The sequence below is a fragment of the Emergencia sp. 1XD21-10 genome (genome assembly GCF_009936045.1).
Classification (GTDB): domain Bacteria; phylum Bacillota; class Clostridia; order Peptostreptococcales; family Anaerovoracaceae; genus Senimuribacter; species Senimuribacter intestinalis.
On the sequence record NZ_QWEQ01000020.1, the window covers coordinates 65,015 to 81,689 of the forward strand.

The 16,675-nt window shown below is 42.9% G+C and carries 15 protein-coding genes and 1 tRNA gene; 12 read left to right on the plus strand and 4 right to left on the minus strand.

Annotated features, from left to right (window positions below; genetic code table 11):
• The first annotated feature begins 16 nt into the window (after positions 1 to 16).
• The 4 genes from D1151_RS12635 to D1151_RS12650 all read left to right on the plus strand — a co-directional run bounded on the left by D1151_RS12635 (position 17) and on the right by D1151_RS12650 (position 4,077).
• A complete protein-coding gene (locus tag D1151_RS12635) occupies positions 17 to 907 on the plus strand; it encodes a diacylglycerol kinase family protein (protein WP_160200371.1) in 891 nt (296 codons plus the stop codon).
• Positions 908 to 917: 10 nt separating this feature from the next.
• On the plus strand, positions 918 to 1,562 hold the full coding sequence (locus tag D1151_RS12640; protein ID WP_161909138.1) for a hypothetical protein: 645 nt from the start codon (positions 918 to 920) through the stop codon (positions 1,560 to 1,562).
• Between the two features lie 170 nt (positions 1,563 to 1,732).
• Positions 1,733 to 2,917: a G5 domain-containing protein gene (locus D1151_RS12645; RefSeq protein ID WP_161909139.1), complete on the plus strand. Its 1,185-nt coding sequence runs from the start codon at positions 1,733 to 1,735 to the stop codon at positions 2,915 to 2,917.
• 26 nt (positions 2,918 to 2,943) lie between these two features.
• Entirely contained in the window at positions 2,944 to 4,077 is a 1,134-nt protein-coding gene (locus D1151_RS12650) for an NlpC/P60 family protein (RefSeq protein ID WP_161909140.1), read from the plus strand.
• Positions 4,078 to 4,231: 154 nt separating this feature from the next.
• On the opposite strand, the gene D1151_RS12655 is transcribed toward D1151_RS12650, so the two are convergent.
• The 3 genes from D1151_RS12655 to D1151_RS12665 all read right to left on the minus strand — a co-directional run bounded on the left by D1151_RS12655 (position 4,232) and on the right by D1151_RS12665 (position 6,377).
• Positions 4,232 to 4,675 carry a hypothetical protein gene (locus D1151_RS12655; protein ID WP_161909141.1) on the minus strand — a complete coding sequence of 148 codons (444 nt, stop codon included), beginning with the start codon at positions 4,673 to 4,675 and terminating at the stop codon, positions 4,232 to 4,234.
• 4 nt (positions 4,676 to 4,679) lie between these two features.
• On the minus strand, positions 4,680 to 4,877 hold the full coding sequence (locus D1151_RS12660; RefSeq protein WP_160200366.1) for a helix-turn-helix transcriptional regulator: 198 nt from the start codon (positions 4,875 to 4,877) through the stop codon (positions 4,680 to 4,682).
• A gap of 366 nt (positions 4,878 to 5,243) precedes the next feature.
• Positions 5,244 to 6,377 carry a 3-phosphoglycerate dehydrogenase gene (locus tag D1151_RS12665; RefSeq protein WP_161909142.1) on the minus strand — a complete coding sequence of 378 codons (1,134 nt, stop codon included), beginning with the start codon at positions 6,375 to 6,377 and terminating at the stop codon, positions 5,244 to 5,246.
• Positions 6,378 to 6,551: 174 nt separating this feature from the next.
• Here D1151_RS12665 and serC point away from each other — a divergent pair, with 174 nt between their 5' ends.
• The 8 genes from serC to D1151_RS12705 all read left to right on the plus strand — a co-directional run bounded on the left by serC (position 6,552) and on the right by D1151_RS12705 (position 15,883).
• Positions 6,552 to 7,643 (plus strand): 3-phosphoserine/phosphohydroxythreonine transaminase, encoded by a 1,092-nt coding sequence (serC, locus tag D1151_RS12670; RefSeq protein WP_160200364.1) that lies wholly within the window; start codon positions 6,552 to 6,554, stop codon positions 7,641 to 7,643.
• Positions 7,644 to 8,006: 363 nt separating this feature from the next.
• Positions 8,007 to 9,221 (plus strand): cofactor-independent phosphoglycerate mutase, encoded by a 1,215-nt coding sequence (locus D1151_RS12675; protein ID WP_161909143.1) that lies wholly within the window; start codon positions 8,007 to 8,009, stop codon positions 9,219 to 9,221.
• Positions 9,222 to 9,358: 137 nt separating this feature from the next.
• Positions 9,359 to 10,261, plus strand: a complete 903-nt coding sequence (locus D1151_RS12680) for a D-alanyl-D-alanine carboxypeptidase family protein (protein WP_161909144.1) — start codon at positions 9,359 to 9,361, stop codon at positions 10,259 to 10,261.
• Between the two features lie 6 nt (positions 10,262 to 10,267).
• Positions 10,268 to 11,584: a D-alanyl-D-alanine carboxypeptidase family protein gene (locus tag D1151_RS12685; RefSeq protein ID WP_161909145.1), complete on the plus strand. Its 1,317-nt coding sequence runs from the start codon at positions 10,268 to 10,270 to the stop codon at positions 11,582 to 11,584.
• 1 nt (position 11,585) lies between these two features.
• Positions 11,586 to 13,421, plus strand: a complete 1,836-nt coding sequence (uvrC, locus tag D1151_RS12690) for an excinuclease ABC subunit UvrC (protein WP_161909146.1) — start codon at positions 11,586 to 11,588, stop codon at positions 13,419 to 13,421.
• 86 nt (positions 13,422 to 13,507) lie between these two features.
• The gene (locus D1151_RS12695; protein WP_160202734.1) at positions 13,508 to 13,783 is read left to right on the plus strand and encodes a DUF1292 domain-containing protein; all 276 of its coding nucleotides are present in this window, start codon (positions 13,508 to 13,510) and stop codon (positions 13,781 to 13,783) included.
• Positions 13,784 to 13,889: 106 nt separating this feature from the next.
• Positions 13,890 to 15,269, plus strand: a complete 1,380-nt coding sequence (locus D1151_RS12700) for an NAD(P)/FAD-dependent oxidoreductase (protein ID WP_161909147.1) — start codon at positions 13,890 to 13,892, stop codon at positions 15,267 to 15,269.
• 531 nt (positions 15,270 to 15,800) lie between these two features.
• A tRNA-Leu gene (locus D1151_RS12705) sits at positions 15,801 to 15,883 on the plus strand.
• Between the two features lie 173 nt (positions 15,884 to 16,056).
• Here D1151_RS12705 and D1151_RS12710 read toward each other — a convergent pair.
• Positions 16,057 to 16,675, minus strand: a 619-nt coding sequence (locus D1151_RS12710; RefSeq protein ID WP_202620435.1) for an exosporium glycoprotein BclB-related protein, incomplete at its 5' end; no start/stop codon positions are given.

Sequence of the window (16,675 nt, forward strand, 5' to 3'; positions counted from 1 at the left end):
AAGGAACACGGGATTGATGAAAAAGGTATTAGTGATTTTGAATCCTTGCGCAGGAACAAAACAGGCAAACAAACATTTTGTAGAGATAATTGATATTTTTTGTAGGGCAGGTTTTGAGACGGTAGTAAAGACGACTGCGGCAAGAGGTGACGGCACGGAGATTGTAAAAGGACAAGCGGCTGATTTTGATTTAATCGTGTGCATTGGTGGCGATGGAACATTCAATGAGGTAATAGATGGGCTGCTGCTGTCGGGAGCAGACAAGCCTATTGGATATATTCCAGCTGGTAGCACCAATGATTTTGCAAACAGCCTTCACTTATCAAAAGATATTTTGCAGGCGGCAAGAGACATCGTGTCAGGCGAGGAACGAGCACTTGATATCGGCAGTTTTAATGGGAGATATTTCTCCTATGTTGCATCATTTGGTGCGTTTACCAAAGCTTCCTACGAAGCGCCGCAAAGTATCAAAAATGCGCTGGGACATTTAGCATATATTTTGGAAGGAATTAAGGATATTCCATCCATTAAGCCTCTCAGGTTGTGGCTGAAAATGGAGCAGGGCATCTATGGGGGTGATTATCTCTTTGGTGCAATTTGTAATTCCACTTCTGTGGGAGGTCTTTTAACTCTTGCAGATGATTTGGTGGATATGAATGATGGTCTGTTCGAGGTACTTCTCATTAAGGCGCCGTCTAACATTTTAGAACTAAATCAGATTTTGTTAGCACTGACTACACAGAATTACAGTTCGCCAATGCTGTCCTTTTTCAGCAGCGGTAAGCTGGAAATTACTGCGGACAAAGATATGCCTTGGACACTGGACGGGGAATATCAGGAAGGCTGTGAGACTATTGAGATTAAGAACATACAAGGCGCCATTCGGTTGATTGTGCCGAGGAGGTAAGAGGGTTGTTATGAAAAGAGGGTTTGTGATTAAGGAATACGGTCATGTGCTGCTAATTTTGTATGTGCCAGTTTATTTGGTTGGATTTTTTCTAATGGAGCAGTGTGTGCCGGAGACGGCGGACTATTGGGTGTCCTACTGCTTTCTAGATGATTTGATACCATTTAATGAATGGTTTATTATACCTTACTGCCTGTGGTATCCGCTTTTGTTTGTGACGGGATTTTGGCTTTTATTGCGTGATGTGCAGGGTTTTAAGCTGTACATGTATTGCATTATTATCGGCTTTACTGCAAGTATTATATTTTGTCTGATTTTTCCTAATGGACAGGATTTGCGGCCGGAGACTTTTCCTCGGGAAAATCTTCTGACGCAGGTAGTTCGGCTGATTTATGAAGCGGATACGAATACAAATGTGATGCCCAGCGTTCATGCAGAGGGTGCTATTTTTGCAGCTATGGGAATTTGTACCACAAAGTCGATTGAATCTATGTCGGTAAAGGTAACAGCAGCTGTGATTGCAGGACTGATTTGTATGGCTACCTGCTTTGTGAAACAGCACTCGATTTTAGATGTGTGTGCAGCAATCGTACTATGCGTGATTATTTATTCTATTTTGAGAATAAATATGAAATACAAAACTGTAAATTCTTAAGAAATATTAAGAAATATTAAATCGCCATAAACGTTGAAATTTAAACGTTTATGGCGATTTTTGTTTGTGAAAATTGTGTGAAAAAACCGTATAAAACTTGACTTTTTGATGCATATAAAGTAGGATAATAGCTGTGAGACAATTGAAAAACATGAAAAGGAAATAGTATTATGTCAAATCATTCTATGACGAGAGTCAATACTAAAATCAAAAGGGTGTTTAAAGCAACTGCCTCAGTTCTATTGATTATGTCCATGATGTTCACGGTTGTATTTGGTTTTACTGGTACGGCTCATGCGGCAGATCAGTTTGAAACCGAGTTATGGGCGGTCGTAATTGGAGATGAAGAAGTATTATATGTGGATTCTGAAGAATCTGCCAATCAGGTAATAGAGGGGTTATCGAATTATTACCTGTCCAAGGGCTCCAATGTACTGGAAGTACAGTTTGACCCTATCATTGAAATCAAGAAAATTACAGCCTACATTGATGAAGAGTTTTCGGCATTCAGTAGCAATGCCAGAACAATAGATGTGGAGGAAGCCATTGCTAAACTCAGCGAAGGTAAGGTGGAATATTACGTTTATAAGACAGAGGAAGGGGATACGCTGAAATCCATTGCAAAAGAAAAGGGAATTTCTGCGAAGAAGCTGGCGTCTTTGAACTTTGGTGAGTATGACACCGATGAGACTATCAAAGAGGGCACGTATATGGTACTGTATTCAGAGGTTCCATATGTAGAAGTAACGACGGTGGAAGAAATTATATCTACGAAGTCAATTGACTATAACACTGTTTATAAGAAGACAAGTTCTTTGACCAAGGGAACACAGAAGGTGAAGACCAAGGGCGTTAAAGGCAAGCAAGCAGTGACGGAAAAAATCACCAAGGTTAATGGCGAGGAAACAAATAGTGAGTTGATTTCTAAGCAAACTATCAAGAAACCAGTGGACAAGGTTGTACTGAAGGGTACGGGTTCTGTTACGGCAAAAGCTGGCAAGACTTTTGATTTTGTCGAAGGTTCTGAGGTTGTAGAATATGCGAAGCAGTTTGTTGGGAATCCTTATCGTTACGGTGGGACTAGCTTGACAAACGGAGCTGATTGTTCTGGATTTGTATATGCTGTGTATAAGCACTTTGGCATTGATTTGCCGCGGACTGGACAGTCTGGTGTTGGAAAAGCAGTTTCTTATAAAAACGCAAAGAAGGGTGATATCCTGATTTATTCCGGGCACGTTGCTATCTATGCAGGAAACGGCAAAGCAGTTCACGCAGTAAATGAAAGACTGGGAATCAGAGTTACCAGTGCAACTTACACAGGTTCGATTATTGGCGTAAGACGCATTCTTGACTAAGAGCAAGAGAAGGATTAAAGAGAATCATGAGCTTAATAGAACGAATTAAATCAAAAAAATATTTGATTGCAGGGATAGTTATCCTTGCAATCGCTGTTTCAGCCGCATTTTGCGCATCCACAATTAAAGCTAATGCCAGCGAAGATTACTGGGATGTAAAGATTGGCGAAAACACAGTTGCGGTGCTTACATCTGAATCAGCAGCAAAGCAGGTAATTCGTGCGGTGAAGAACCACTATGTGCAAGAGGGGGCTATTGTAAAAGCCATCGAATGCACACCGGAAATGACTGTAGAGATGAAGGTTTACAAGGTTTCAGAAAAACCAGCAGTATCTGACGTGGATGAGGCGGTAGACTATATTCTTTCCGGAACAAAAGAAAAACTGACGTATACTGTAAAGAGCGGCGACAGCCTCTGGAGTATTGCGCAGAACTATGACTTCACAGTGGAAGAGGTCATGGAAATGAACCAGGACAATGACTTTTCTATGATGTATCCGGGAGATGAGATTCGGCTCTATGAGATGAAGCCGATGGTAGACGTTCTCGTAACGCAGGAAATTACTTCGGAAAAAAAGATTAAGTTTAGAACTGTCAAAGAAACTTCTTCAGAAGTTTTAAAGAATACAACGGTTGTAAAGCAGGAAGGCACCTATGGTAAGAAAAAGGTTACCGAACTTATGACTTCCCAAAATGGTATTGTTACAGAGACCGAGGAAATCAACTCGGAAGTGATTAAAAAACCGAAAAAGCGGATTGTTGTAAAGGGAACCGGTGTGCTTGCTGCACCGACTGGTGGTAAAACTTATCAGGGAAATGGTTCTGCAATTGCAAATTATGCGCTTCGCTTTGTGGGTACACCGTATGTGTACGGCGGCAGCAGTCTGACGCAAGGTGCAGATTGCTCAGGCTTTGTTCTTGCGGTCTATAAGCATTTTGGAATTACCATGGCGCATGATGCTGGTGCAATGAGAAACTACGGAAAGGAAGTTTCTCTCAGCGCGGCGATGCCGGGAGATTTGGTCTGCTATTACGGGCATGTAGCGATTTATATCGGCGGCGGGCAAGTTGTCCATGCGGTCAACGAAGGCATGGGTGTTGCGGTAACCGGCGTAAGCTATACAGGACCAGTTATCTGTGTGAGAAGAATTGTAGAATAAATTAAATACGTAAAAATGCAATATGAGGCAGATTCTTAGGAATCTGCCTCTCTACTTTTTAAAAGCCCATGACTGGAACGTTTTCCTGCATTCTGCTGATATGGATTTGTATCATACAACATAAGAAAGAGACTGAGTTCGACACAATAGGACATTACATCTTCTTTTCAAGGATTTTGTATGCAACGAGAAATATAATCAGTTCCACATACACGCCTGCAAGAATCAGCATGGATGGCAGGATATAGTTCAGTGCAGTGAGTACAAAGATGAGAACTGCAGAGAAAAGAACAGAACCAAAGGCAGCCCAGGACATGGCATAGCGGGTAATTTGCACATTTCTCTCGTCGTTTCGCTCTATTTCACGCTGTTTCCTCTTTTCGGCAGAGCCAAAGTGGCAGCGAAGGGTATTCAAGACACCGATGGCAAGAAAAGCACTGCCCATGCCGGTGAACATACCTGCCAGCATCTGCAGATGATGTACATCCTCTGGGGTAATATAGGAATACCAAATCCCAAAGGCGATAGCAACGACACCGGCAATGATTAAAATAAGATTGAACACGGGATTATCTTTCCCCAATATTTTACACAGCATAGTTTTATTCCTCCTCATAAATAAAGATATCTTCGATAGACAGCTTAAAGTATCTGGCGATTTTAAATGCAAGCAGTATAGAGGGATTATATTTCCCGTTTTCCAGTGAACTGATAGTTTGGCGAGAAACTTCCAATGCCTTTGCCAGTTCATCCTGCTTGATCCCCTTAGTCGTACGAATTTCTTCTAGACGATTTTTCATATAGTAACTCCTTTTGAATCCGCATGTAAAGCTAGCTTTACATAGAGTATACGATATTGAGAAGGATATGTCAAGTAAACTTTACAATTTTTCTCCGCCGTGAAAAAAATCACTGTAATTCCTTCAAAATATTTAAGAAGGGCAGGTATGGATCTGCCTGGGGAAAGGTTTCAAAGATTGCTAAAAGACATTGGCAATGACAGCACTGACCAGAGAGATGTCATAGACGCGGCTTGGCATATCATCTTTGTTTCCAACTTGGATGATGCTGAATATTCTATTTTTCTTACTCAAAATAATCCTCCTTATAAAATAGCCCGGTCTGATGACCGGGCTGAAGTATATCTTCATAATGAATTTTGCGAATTAGATAACTCTGATTTTGATTACACCTTCAGCAGAAGGAACATTTGCAACAGCTTCGGCTACATTAGCCAGTACGTAGCCGTATGCGCCGCGAACATTGCCGGAAATTGCAGTAACTTTATAGTTTGCAAGTAAATCAGAGGCCAGCTTCAGCGGATTTTCAACGCCCTTGGTTGCAATGGCAACTCTGCAAGCACACGCTTTTGCACCTAAGTTTACAGCAGGGAAGTTTACTGAGTTTACAATATTTCCATTTTCGATATAATCCATGGTCTGTTCTACCGCCATGGTTGCACAGTTGTCTTCTGCTTCAGCAGTAGATGCGCCAAGGTGAGGCAGACAGATAATATTTTCCTTGTTCAGTACACCGTCTGTTGGGAAGTCGGTCACATATTTGCCGAGCTTTCCTGCTTCTAAAGCAGTCAGCAGGTTAGCTTCGTTTACTAGCTTATCTCTGGAGAAGTTGAGCAGGATTGCACCGTCCTTCATCAGTGCGAACAGTTCGCTGTTGAACATGCCTTTTGTAGAATCCATAGCAGGAACATGGATGGATATGTAATCACACAGAGGGAGTAGATCTTTGACATCTTCTTTAACTTCTATGCAGGAGCACAAATTGTGCGCTGCTTTCACGCTGAAATATGGGTCGTAGCCAATTACTTTCATGCCTAAATCAGCGGCGGCGTTAGCAACCAGCACGCCGATAGCGCCAAGACCTACAACTCCGAGAGTTTTTCCCTTTATTTCAGTTCCTGCAAACTGACTCTTTCCTTTTTCAACTGCTTTACCTACATTTTCGGTCAGGGTCCCCGCCCATGCGATGCCTGCAGGAATATTTCTGGCAGCAAGGAACAATCCGCCCAGCACCAGTTCTTTTACAGCGTTGGCATTAGCACCTGGCGTGTTGAAGACAACGATACCTGCGTCAGCGCATTTATCAAGGGGAATGTTATTGACACCCGCACCTGCTCTTGCAATGGATAAAAGACTTTCAGGCAGCTGCATCTCGTGCATGTCCTGACTTCTTACCAGAATACCGTTTGCCTCAGAAATATCGTCAGAGACTGTATATTTATCAGAAAGGTGGGCAAGTCCCACGGGGGATATTTTATTTAAGGTTCCAATTTTGTACATGTAAAAGTACCTCCTAATGTATTTTCTAATTTAGAAAAATTATAACACCTTACCGCTTTACTTTCAAGGATTAAAGTGTTATAATAAGAAAATATTCGTTCTTATGTGGGCTAAGTGCAAATTTTGCTTTTGGCTGCGTAAGATAAATTCAAAAAACTAATGGAGGGCGACGAAATGACAAAACCAAATCGTGTATTTAACTTTTCCGCTGGTCCATCGATGTTACCACTTTCTGTCATCGAGGATGCAGCAGCTAACTTGGCTGATTATAAAGGTTGCGGCCAGTCAGTAATGGAAATGAGTCACCGTTCAAAAGAGTTTGGAAAGATCATCGAAGATGCAGAAGCTAACTTAAGAGAAATCATGAATATCCCTGATAACTACAAAGTTATGTTTTTACAAGGTGGAGGAACTCTTCAATTTGCAATGGTGCCATTAAACCTGCTTAGAGCCTCTAAAAAGGCTGACTACGTAGTAACAGGATCCTGGGCAAAGAAAGCATACCAGGAAGCTTGTAAATATGGGGATATTCGCGTAATTGCAAGTTCAGAAGAAGATACTTATACATATATTCCGAAATTCTCGAAAGACGATATCAGACCGGATGCAGATTATGTCTATGTCTGCTACAATAATACTATCTACGGAACGCACTTTAATGAGGTGCCTGATACAGGCGATATTCCGCTAGTAGCCGATATGTCCAGCTGTATTTTGAGTGAAGAAATTGATGTCAGCAAGTTTGGACTGATTTTTGCCGGCGCACAGAAGAATGTGGCGCCTGCAGGCGTAACTATCGTCATCGCCAGAGAGGACCTGCTGGGATTTGCAGATAAGAAAGTGCCGACTTATTTGGACTACAAGATTCATGCGGATAAGGATTCCATGTATAATACACCGCCATGCTTCCCGATTTATATTGCAGGTGAAGTGTTCAAGCTGATCAAAGAGATGGGCGGAGTGCCGGCAATGCACGCGGCGGATGTTGCCAAAGCAGAGAAGCTTTATAACTATATCGACAGTAGCGCCTTGTTCAAAGGTCCTGTAGCGAAGGAAGACCGCTCCCTGATGAACGTGGTATTTGTAACAGGTGATGCAGAACTGGATAAGAAGTTTGTTGCGCAGGCCAAGGAAGAAGGCATGGTAAACCTGAACGGTCACAGAACTGTAGGCGGTATGAGAGCCAGCATTTATAATGCGATGCCGATGGAAGGTGTTGATAAGCTCATCGCATTTATGAAGAAGTTCGAAGAAGAAAACAAATAAAGTATGCAGAAGGAACTGTTTCAAAATTAGTTTTGCTTCTTTTGCACCATTTTCCTTAAAAATACCGAAAATGGTGCATTTTTTAGAATGTAAAACCGACATTCTGCATCATTTATGGTGAAATAGAGGCTTATGGTGCGGATTTTCTTGAATGGGCTTTAAAATGAACCATAATTCTGGATTGAAATGGAATATTATGGAGAATTCGATTCCGGATTTGATGTTTACAGTTTCCAGATGAAAGCGAATTAGCAGTAATTATAGGTTTTTGTGCACCATTGTTCTCGTTTTCGGATAAAATGGTGCAAGTATCGTTTCTATTTTGAGACAGTCTTTTGCGTTAAAAATAAAAGGAGTAAATCGATGAAATATTTAATTTTGGTTCCCGATGGGGCAGGCGATGAAAATATTGAGCAACTGGGCGGAAAGACGCCGCTGGAAGTTGCCAATATGCCTTTTATCGACGGACTTGCGGCAAAGGGAGAAATCGGCATGGTAAGAACCGTGCCACCCGGTATTGCACCAGGTAGCGATGCCGCCAATCTTGCGGTAATGGGTTATGATCCTACGGTCTATTTGACCGGTCGCTCACCACTAGAAGCTGCCAGCATCGGTATTGAGATGTCTGATACTGATGTAGCATACAGAGCGAATATCATTACGCTTTCCGGCGAAGGCGCTTATGAGGATTTAATCATCAAAGATCACAGCTCGGGCGATATCACTACAGCAGAAGCAGATCAGTTGATTCAGGCGGTAAATGAGGCTTTTGCTGATGATGAAAAACTGTTTTATACCGGAACCAGCTATCGGCACTGTCTGATTGTACATAACGGTGAAACTGGCTTTGATCTGACACCTCCTCATGATGTGCTGGATCAGAAGGTAGGAGATTATCTGCCGAAAGGTGTAGGCAGCGAGTTTTTGACAGAGATGATGAGAAAAAGCTACGAGATATTAAAGGATCATCCAGTCAACAAGGCACGCATCGAAAAAGGACTGAACCCGGCTAACTCTTTGTGGATTTGGGGTCAGGGCAAGAAACCGCAGCTCTCTTCTTTCTACGATAAATATCAGATTACAGGGACTGCTATCAGCGCAGTAGATTTGATTAAAGGCATTGCAATCTGTGCAGGTCTTGACTCTGTTGATGTAGCGGGGGCGACTGGAACGCTCCACACTAACTTCGCTGGAAAGGCAGAAGCCGCTATCAGAGAATTTAGAGACGGCAAGGATTTTGTCTATGTCCATCTGGAAGGTCCTGATGAATGCGGACACCAGGGGGATATGGAAGGAAAAATTCAGTGTCTTTCCGACATCGATAGTAAAGTGCTGAAGCCGATTGTGGCGGCTCTTCGTGCTGATGGTGAGGATTTCAAAGTACTGGAGGTTCCTGACCATAGAACGCCTCTTGCAATCAGAACCCATTCATCTACGCCGGTGCCATACGTAATTTACGACAGCAGAAATGAAAAAACGGAAGACAGCAGTCGTCAGTTTAACGAAAAGGCAGGCATCGCAGCAGGTACTTATTTTGAAAACGGATTTGAGCTTGCGGATTATTTCTTTAAAAATTAAAAATTCTATCGAAGCAGTCAGCGGTGGGAAATTCCTGTCGCTGATTTTTTTATAGAGAAAGGCAAGTTGGCTATTCAAAAACGCATGGATTCATGTTAGAATAAATTTAGAGATAAAGATTTTAATAAGGTGGGTATATGATGGAGACTCAAAAAAATCACTTATGGAGAAATAAGGCACGAAAGGCGGCGGCGATGCTGCTTTCTTTTTCTTTGCTTTTTACAGCGGTAGGTACAGGCAGTGCTGTTTACGCCGCGGAAAAACCGGAAAGACCCGAGATCAGCGCAAAGAGCGGCATTGTCATTGACGGAGAAACTGGCACTACTATTTATTCTAAAAATCCTCACATCAGACGGGACCCCTTGAGCACCACCAAACTTTTGACCTGTATGGTGGCACTGGAGCATTTATCGCCGAAGGATACGGTGACCGTAACAAAATGGGCGGCAAACACCGGCGGCTCGACAGCCTATTTAAAGGCCGGAGAAAAGGTAAAAGTCAAAGACTTGATTTATGCGGCTCTTTTGCCATCGGGCAATGATGCGGCTGTGGCACTGGCTCATGGTGTATCTGGATCTAAGGCTAAGTTTGCAGTGCTTATGAATCAGAAGGCAAAGGAACTGGGCTGTGTGGACAGTCACTTTTCAAACCCCCATGGATGGAAAGCAAAAGATCACTACGCTTCCGCATATGATATGGCAAAGATTGCAAAGGCTGCCATGGAGGTAGATTTAATTAGAACAGCATGCAGCACGGAAATGTATAAAATGTCGAAAACCAATAAACATAAAGCGAGATACATATCTACGACTAATTATTTGGTTGCGGGAAAGAAATACCCGAAGTCTGGAGTTTTTGCAGGAAAGACCGGCACCTGGGATGGCAAAAATGCGTCACTGGTTTCAGCCTGTCAGCGGAAAGGAAAACTGGTCTACGCAGTAGTGCTGAAAGATACTACTGGCGGAAGATACACATCGACCAATAGAATTTTGAATTACAGCTACAAAAAACTGACATGGCAGGCTGAGAAAGAGAATTGATAAACTATGAGTAATGCATTGAAGAAAACATTATCTATACTGATTGTCATGATACTGCTGTTTTTTGCAGAAGCGCATGCCTTTGGCGCACAGGTGGAAAAACCGGATGTGACGGCAGGAGGCGCTATTGTATATTGCCAGAATACAGGAGAAGTTGTTTATTCTAAGAATATGAACAAAAAAATTGCTCCGTATAGTGTAACCAAGCTGATGACGGTGCTTCTCGCAGTGCAGAATCTGCCTTTAGACAAAGAAGTAACTATTTCTCACACGGCGGCTTCCCAAAAAGAGGCTTCCATGAATTTAAAAGCAGGAGAGGTTTTAACCGTAAAGGATTTGATTTATGGCGCACTGCTGCCGTCTGGCAATGATGCTGCTTATGCTCTTGGCGAGGCAGTATCTGGAAATATGAAAGATTTTGTTAAGTTGATGAATAAGACGGCTGTAAACATCGGCTGCGAAAACACCCAGTTTAAGAATCCAAATGGTATGAAACAAAAAGGTCATTACACTTCAGCCTACGACATGATGCTGATAACTAAGACCGCATTGTCTAACGATGTTATCAGAAAGGCGGCAGGAAGTACTTCCTACACTGTAAAAAAGACCAATAAGAGCAAGGAGCGAAACCTGAAGACGCATCTCAGTTTTTTAAAAGATAAGGATTCAGGCGTTTATGGTGGAAAGACAGGCTATTGGGATGCCAACAACTGCAGTATCGCTTTGGGCTACCAGAATGACGGACTGGAACTTTTTATTGTAGTGCTGGGAGATACGGCAGAAGAACGGACCAATGATGTAGAAAAACTGATTCGTTATGCCTGTGCTAAGGTAGAGGGTGTAAAGGTTATTGGCAAGGACAAAGAAAAAGGCAAGGTAAGAATCAAACACGGAGAAAAGACCAGTGTGGAGGCTTACACTGCAGAAACAGGTTATGCTTATTTGCCGAAAGAGGCGTCTAAGTCATTGGTTGCGACGCAGACTGTTATGCGCAGTGATATAGAAGCACCGGTTAAATCTGGAACTGTTGCAGGTAAGCTGGAAATCTATGTGGGTGATGAACTTGTTAATGAGGTCGACTTAATTATCAAAGAAGATATTGAAACTGGCTGGTTCACTTCTTATCTGGGTATTTCCAATTTGGCGGCAGTTTTAATCGGCATTTTTATCGTTGTGGCAGCTGTAGCTTATGTCTGGATTTCTGCGGCAAGAGCTAGGGCACGCCGTCGCAAGAGAAGACTGCGCCAGCAGAAGGTGATGGAAATCGCTTTAGAGGAAATGCGAAGAGAACAGGAACATAAGGAAAGAGATTGGCGGTTCTGACATGTTTGATATCAAAGAGAATTTAAAAAAGCTCCCGGATTGTCCGGGAGTTTATATGCATAAGGATAAACTGGGTCAGGTTATTTATGTTGGAAAGGCGATTTCTCTGAGAAATCGCGTCAGACAGTACTTTCAGAGTGCGGCAAAGACCAACCCCAAGGTACGGGCGCTGGTTTCTCATATTGCAGAATTTGAATACATTACCTGTAGTACGGAGATGGAAGCGCTGATTTTAGAGTGTAATTTAATCAAGAAGTATATGCCCAAATACAATGTGCTGTTGCGAGATGACAAGACCTATCCTTATATAAAGGTGACCACGACAGAGGATTTCCCCAGAGTTGTAAAGACGCGAATCATCGCAAAGGACGGCAATAAGTATTTTGGTCCCTACAGTGATGCAGGTGCAGTGAATCAGATCGTTGAGCTGCTCTCCAATATTTACTCGCTGAAAAGATGCAGCGCCAGAGAGTTTCCTGCAAGTCACAGACCTTGTTTGAATTTTCATATCAATCAGTGTCGTGGTGTCTGCGCAGGAAAGATCAGCCAAGCAGAATATAGGCAGCAGATTGACAAGGTGCTTGAGTTTCTCGGCGGAAAAGAAAAGCCGCTGCTTCGCAGTCTTTCGGAGAAAATGCAGGAGGCTTCGGAGAAATTGGAGTTTGAAGAAGCCGCCAAATATAGAGACTATATCTTGTCTATTGAGGCAATTTCCGAAACGCAGCGCGTTACCATGGTTCATGATAAGGACCTGGATGTGGTGCTGCCGGTCAAAGACCAGGAGAATTCTTTTATCGTACTGTTTACTGTCCGTGACGGTAAACTTTCTGGCAGAGAAAACTTTCAGATTCAAACTGGGGAAAACGATGCGAGAAGTGAAATGGTAATGGAATTTATCAAGCAGTATTACAGTCAGTGGGCTGTTGTGCCGCCGGAGATATTGGTAGAAGAGGAACCTGCTGACAAGGAACTTCTGGAAGAATTTTTGAGCAGGGATGGCAGAAAAGTACGGATTTTTGTGCCGCAGAAAGGGGAGAAGCGGGCACTTCTGAAAATGGCACAGAGCGATTGTATCGAAATGACTAAGACACTTTCACAGAAGGCAAAGCTCAACGAAGAAAAGCAGACGGCAGTACGGCAGCAGGTAGCAGATGTGATGCGGCAGGCAGGCTATATTCCGGAAGAAAAGAAGGCATATCGGATTGAGTCCTATGATATTTCCAACACTAACGGCGTGGATTCTGTCGGAGCAATGGTGGTCTTTGAAGGAACGAAACAGATTCGCAGGGATTACCGAAGGTTTAAGATAAAAACCATTGAAGGCCCTAATGATTACGGCAGTCTTCAGGAAATGATTTATAGAAGATTTAAGCGAGCGAAAGCAGGAGATCCGGCATTTGCAAAGCTTCCTGATGCAATTTTTATGGACGGCGGACAGGGACAGGTCACTGCAGCGAGAAAAGTACTCTTTGCGCTGGGGCTTGATATTCCGGTGGTGGGTATGGCAAAAGATGACAGCCACAGAACCAGAGCGATTGTTTTTGAAGACGGAAGAGAGATGGAACTTCGGGAAAGACCTATTCTGTTTAAATATGCAGGAACTATTCAGGAAGAGGTGCACCGTTTCGCGATTGACTATCACAGAAGTCTGAGAAATAAAAATGCGATTCGCTCTGTCCTCGATAATATCAGTGGTGTAGGGCCGACCAGGCGCAATGCGCTTTTGAATCATTTTGAGTCCATCGACAATATCAAAAAAGCCTCCTTGGAACAGCTTTCAGAGGTTCCCGGCATCACAGAAACAATCGCAAAGAACATAAAAGAATATTTTAGTTGATAAATTTCAGTAATAATGGTATATTATTAAGATAGTGAAGAAACAATTGGAAGCCGGTACAGATTCCGGCGAAATGGAGGATTAATATGGCAGAGAACAAGAACAACATGCAGGACGAGGCTGATATCATCACTTTAGAGTTTGAAGACGGCGTTGAACTGGAATGTGAAATTATGGGTATTTTCGATCATGCCGGTAAAGATTACATTGCACTGATTCCATTGGATGATTCAGATGATGTTTATCTTTATGGATATAATGAAGTCGGTGAAGACGAGTTTGAACTGGTTGATATTGAAGATGAAGAACTGTTTAACAGTGTTGTACAGGAATTCGATGCAATCATGGCAGAAGCTGAATAAAGTACTGCCGACCGAAGGCTTGTAATTCATAAGAACCGCTTCTATGAGGCGGTTCTATTTTTTGCGTGTGCCTAAAGCAGGTACTGATAAAATAAGGAGAAGGACGATGAAAAAATATGATATCATCATCGCAGGTGCAGGAGCCAGCGGTGTTTTTATGAGCTATGAGCTGACAAAGCTTTCTCATAAGGCAAGTGTTTTAATGCTGGATAAGGGAGCGCCGCTTGAGAAGAGAGTCTGTCCGATTAAGACAGGCAAGACGAAAACCTGTGTGAAATGCAGTCCGTGCCATATTATGAACGGCTACGGCGGCGCAGGAACTTTATCTGATGGAAAGTACAATATCACGACCCAGTTTGGTGGTGACTTGCACAAATATGTCGGAATAGACGAAGCGCTGGAATTGATGGAGTATGTGGACAGCGTACTTTGTTCCATGGGCGGTTCTGAAGCTAAGCTTTATTCCACTGCCGATTCTGATTTGAAAACTCGCTGCCTGCAGAATAATCTTCATCTGTTGGAGGCAAAGGTACGCCATCTGGGAACGGACAGAAATATTGAAATTCTTGGCAGAATTTTTGACTATATTAAGGAGAGAATCGACACTCAGTTTTATACGACCATAGAGGATGTGGAGCGTGCGGAAGATGGCAGCTTTGTAGTGCATACCAATAAGGGCGATTTTATATGCGACAAGCTGGTACTTGCAACAGGGCGATCTGGATCCAAGTGGATTTCTGGTGTTTGCGACAAACTGGGAATTGAGCAGAAAAAGAACCGGGTTGATATCGGCGTCCGTGTTGAACTTCCAGCTGAGGTATTTAAACATATTACCGATGCAGTTTATGAGGGCAAAATTGTCTATAAGACAGAGCGCTACAATGATATGGTGCGAACCTTTTGCATGAACCCTTGCGGTGAGGTGGTATCGGAGAATACCAATGGTATTGTTACGGTCAACGGACACAGTTATGGAGACCCGTCTCTGCATACGGAAAACACCAACTTTGCGCTTTTGGTATCCAATACTTTTACCGAGCCTTTTGAAGATAGTAATGAATATGGCGAATCCATCGCTCGTCTTTCTAATATGCTGGGCGGCGGTGTACTGCTGCAGAGATTTGGTGATTTAGTTAAAGGGCGTCGCAGCAGTGCAAGACGTATGGAAAAGTGTTTCACTCGCCCGACCCTTGGAGCAACGCCGGGGGATTTGAGTTTGGTGATTCCAAAGCGACAACTTGATAGTATCATTGAAATGATTTACGCTTTGGACAAAATTGCACCAGGAACGGCTAATGAAGATACGTTGCTTTATGGTGTAGAAGTCAAATTTTACAATTCTAAGGTGCGAGTTGATGAAAATCTGGAAACCTGTGTACCGGGGCTTTATGCCTTGGGTGATGGTTCTGGTGTGACACACTCTCTGTCGCAGGCTTCTGCCAGCGGGGTACATGTGGCAAGAATTTTAGCAGAGCAATATCGGTAAAACGTAGAGCTGCCACAGACTTACGGAAGAGTGTTTGCACCAAGATTGCCCTCAGGGTGATGGTTCACATAGAGATGCTAAAATGAATTACAGAACTTTACCCTTAGCTGGTTCAAAAAAAGGAAAATCTAACAGAGATTACAGTTAAAAGAGCAGTGGAGAACGACTTCTTTGTACTAATTTATTTGTATGAGGAGAAAATATAGGATAAAATCGGGTTGCGGAAGCAATCCACTCCTTTTTAGCCTGATTTGTAGATATATTTTCCTTTTTTATGGCAAACAAAGGGTGAAGTTCTGTAATGATAAAAAATTTTTCAGTGAATGTATCAAGCTGACTGATGTTTGGCTCAAAGTAATGGGATTTGCTAGGGCAGGTTTATTCAGCGAAAGGAAATTATTCTCAGCTATAGTCAATGTATCAGGAAAAATACGAAGAAACTCCAAAAAAGTTAAAAATTTTACTTGCATTTTTTCTGTAGTCATGTATAATAGAATAGTCGGCAGGAACACAGCTGATAAAATTAAATATGCGGTCTTGGCGGAATTGGCAGACGCGCACGGTTCAGGTCCGTGTGGGAAACCGTGGGGGTTCGAATCCCTTAGACCGCACCAAAGAAATAGATAGGCTTAGCCTATCTATTTTGCTATATATGAAATGAAATTTAATTTGGAGTCATTCGACTATGCAATTTATGGGATTTGACAAAATGTAGAGCCAGCTTTCGGGCTACATAAAGAAATAGCGAAGCAGCTGAAACTGCTTCGCTAAAGAGTTTATTTTAATCTTAATTAATGCTCAAGCCAGCACTTGCATATCCTACAACAGTATTAACCAGTGTTAGACCGCTTGCCGATGCAGAGAATACCAGCATCAGTCGGGTTCCAGCAGTTACTGGAATGTTGAGTCCTGTGAGAGAACCATTTAATAATGTTCCAATGGATATGATTCCAGTAAGTGATGGTGTTAAGTTGATTAAAGTTCCAGGAATTGGAGAGAACACATTATTAGGCGTTGTGGATTGATAGATTTGTGCATTTACGGCGACAGTGGAGCCCACCAGAGAGAGTGCTGCTGTTGTGCTGAAAAATGCACTGAATGAGGTAATTGTGCCAGCACGAGGAACCTGAAAAGCAAAGTTTGAAAGCGTTCCTGCAGCATTTGTAATATTAATGCTGGAACCTAATACTGTAAGTCCTTGCGCACTGCTTCCGAAACCAACAAAGGCAGGAAGTCCGGCAAGCCCACCAGCTATTGTTGTTAAAGCAACTGGAAGCCCTGAAGCAAATGGGATAATGGCACCGGTACCAGCTACGCCGGTAGGACCAACGGGACCAGTAGCACCATCAGCGCCAGCAGGACCGGTAGGGCCAGTTGCACCGTCAGCGCCAGCAGGACCGGTAGGA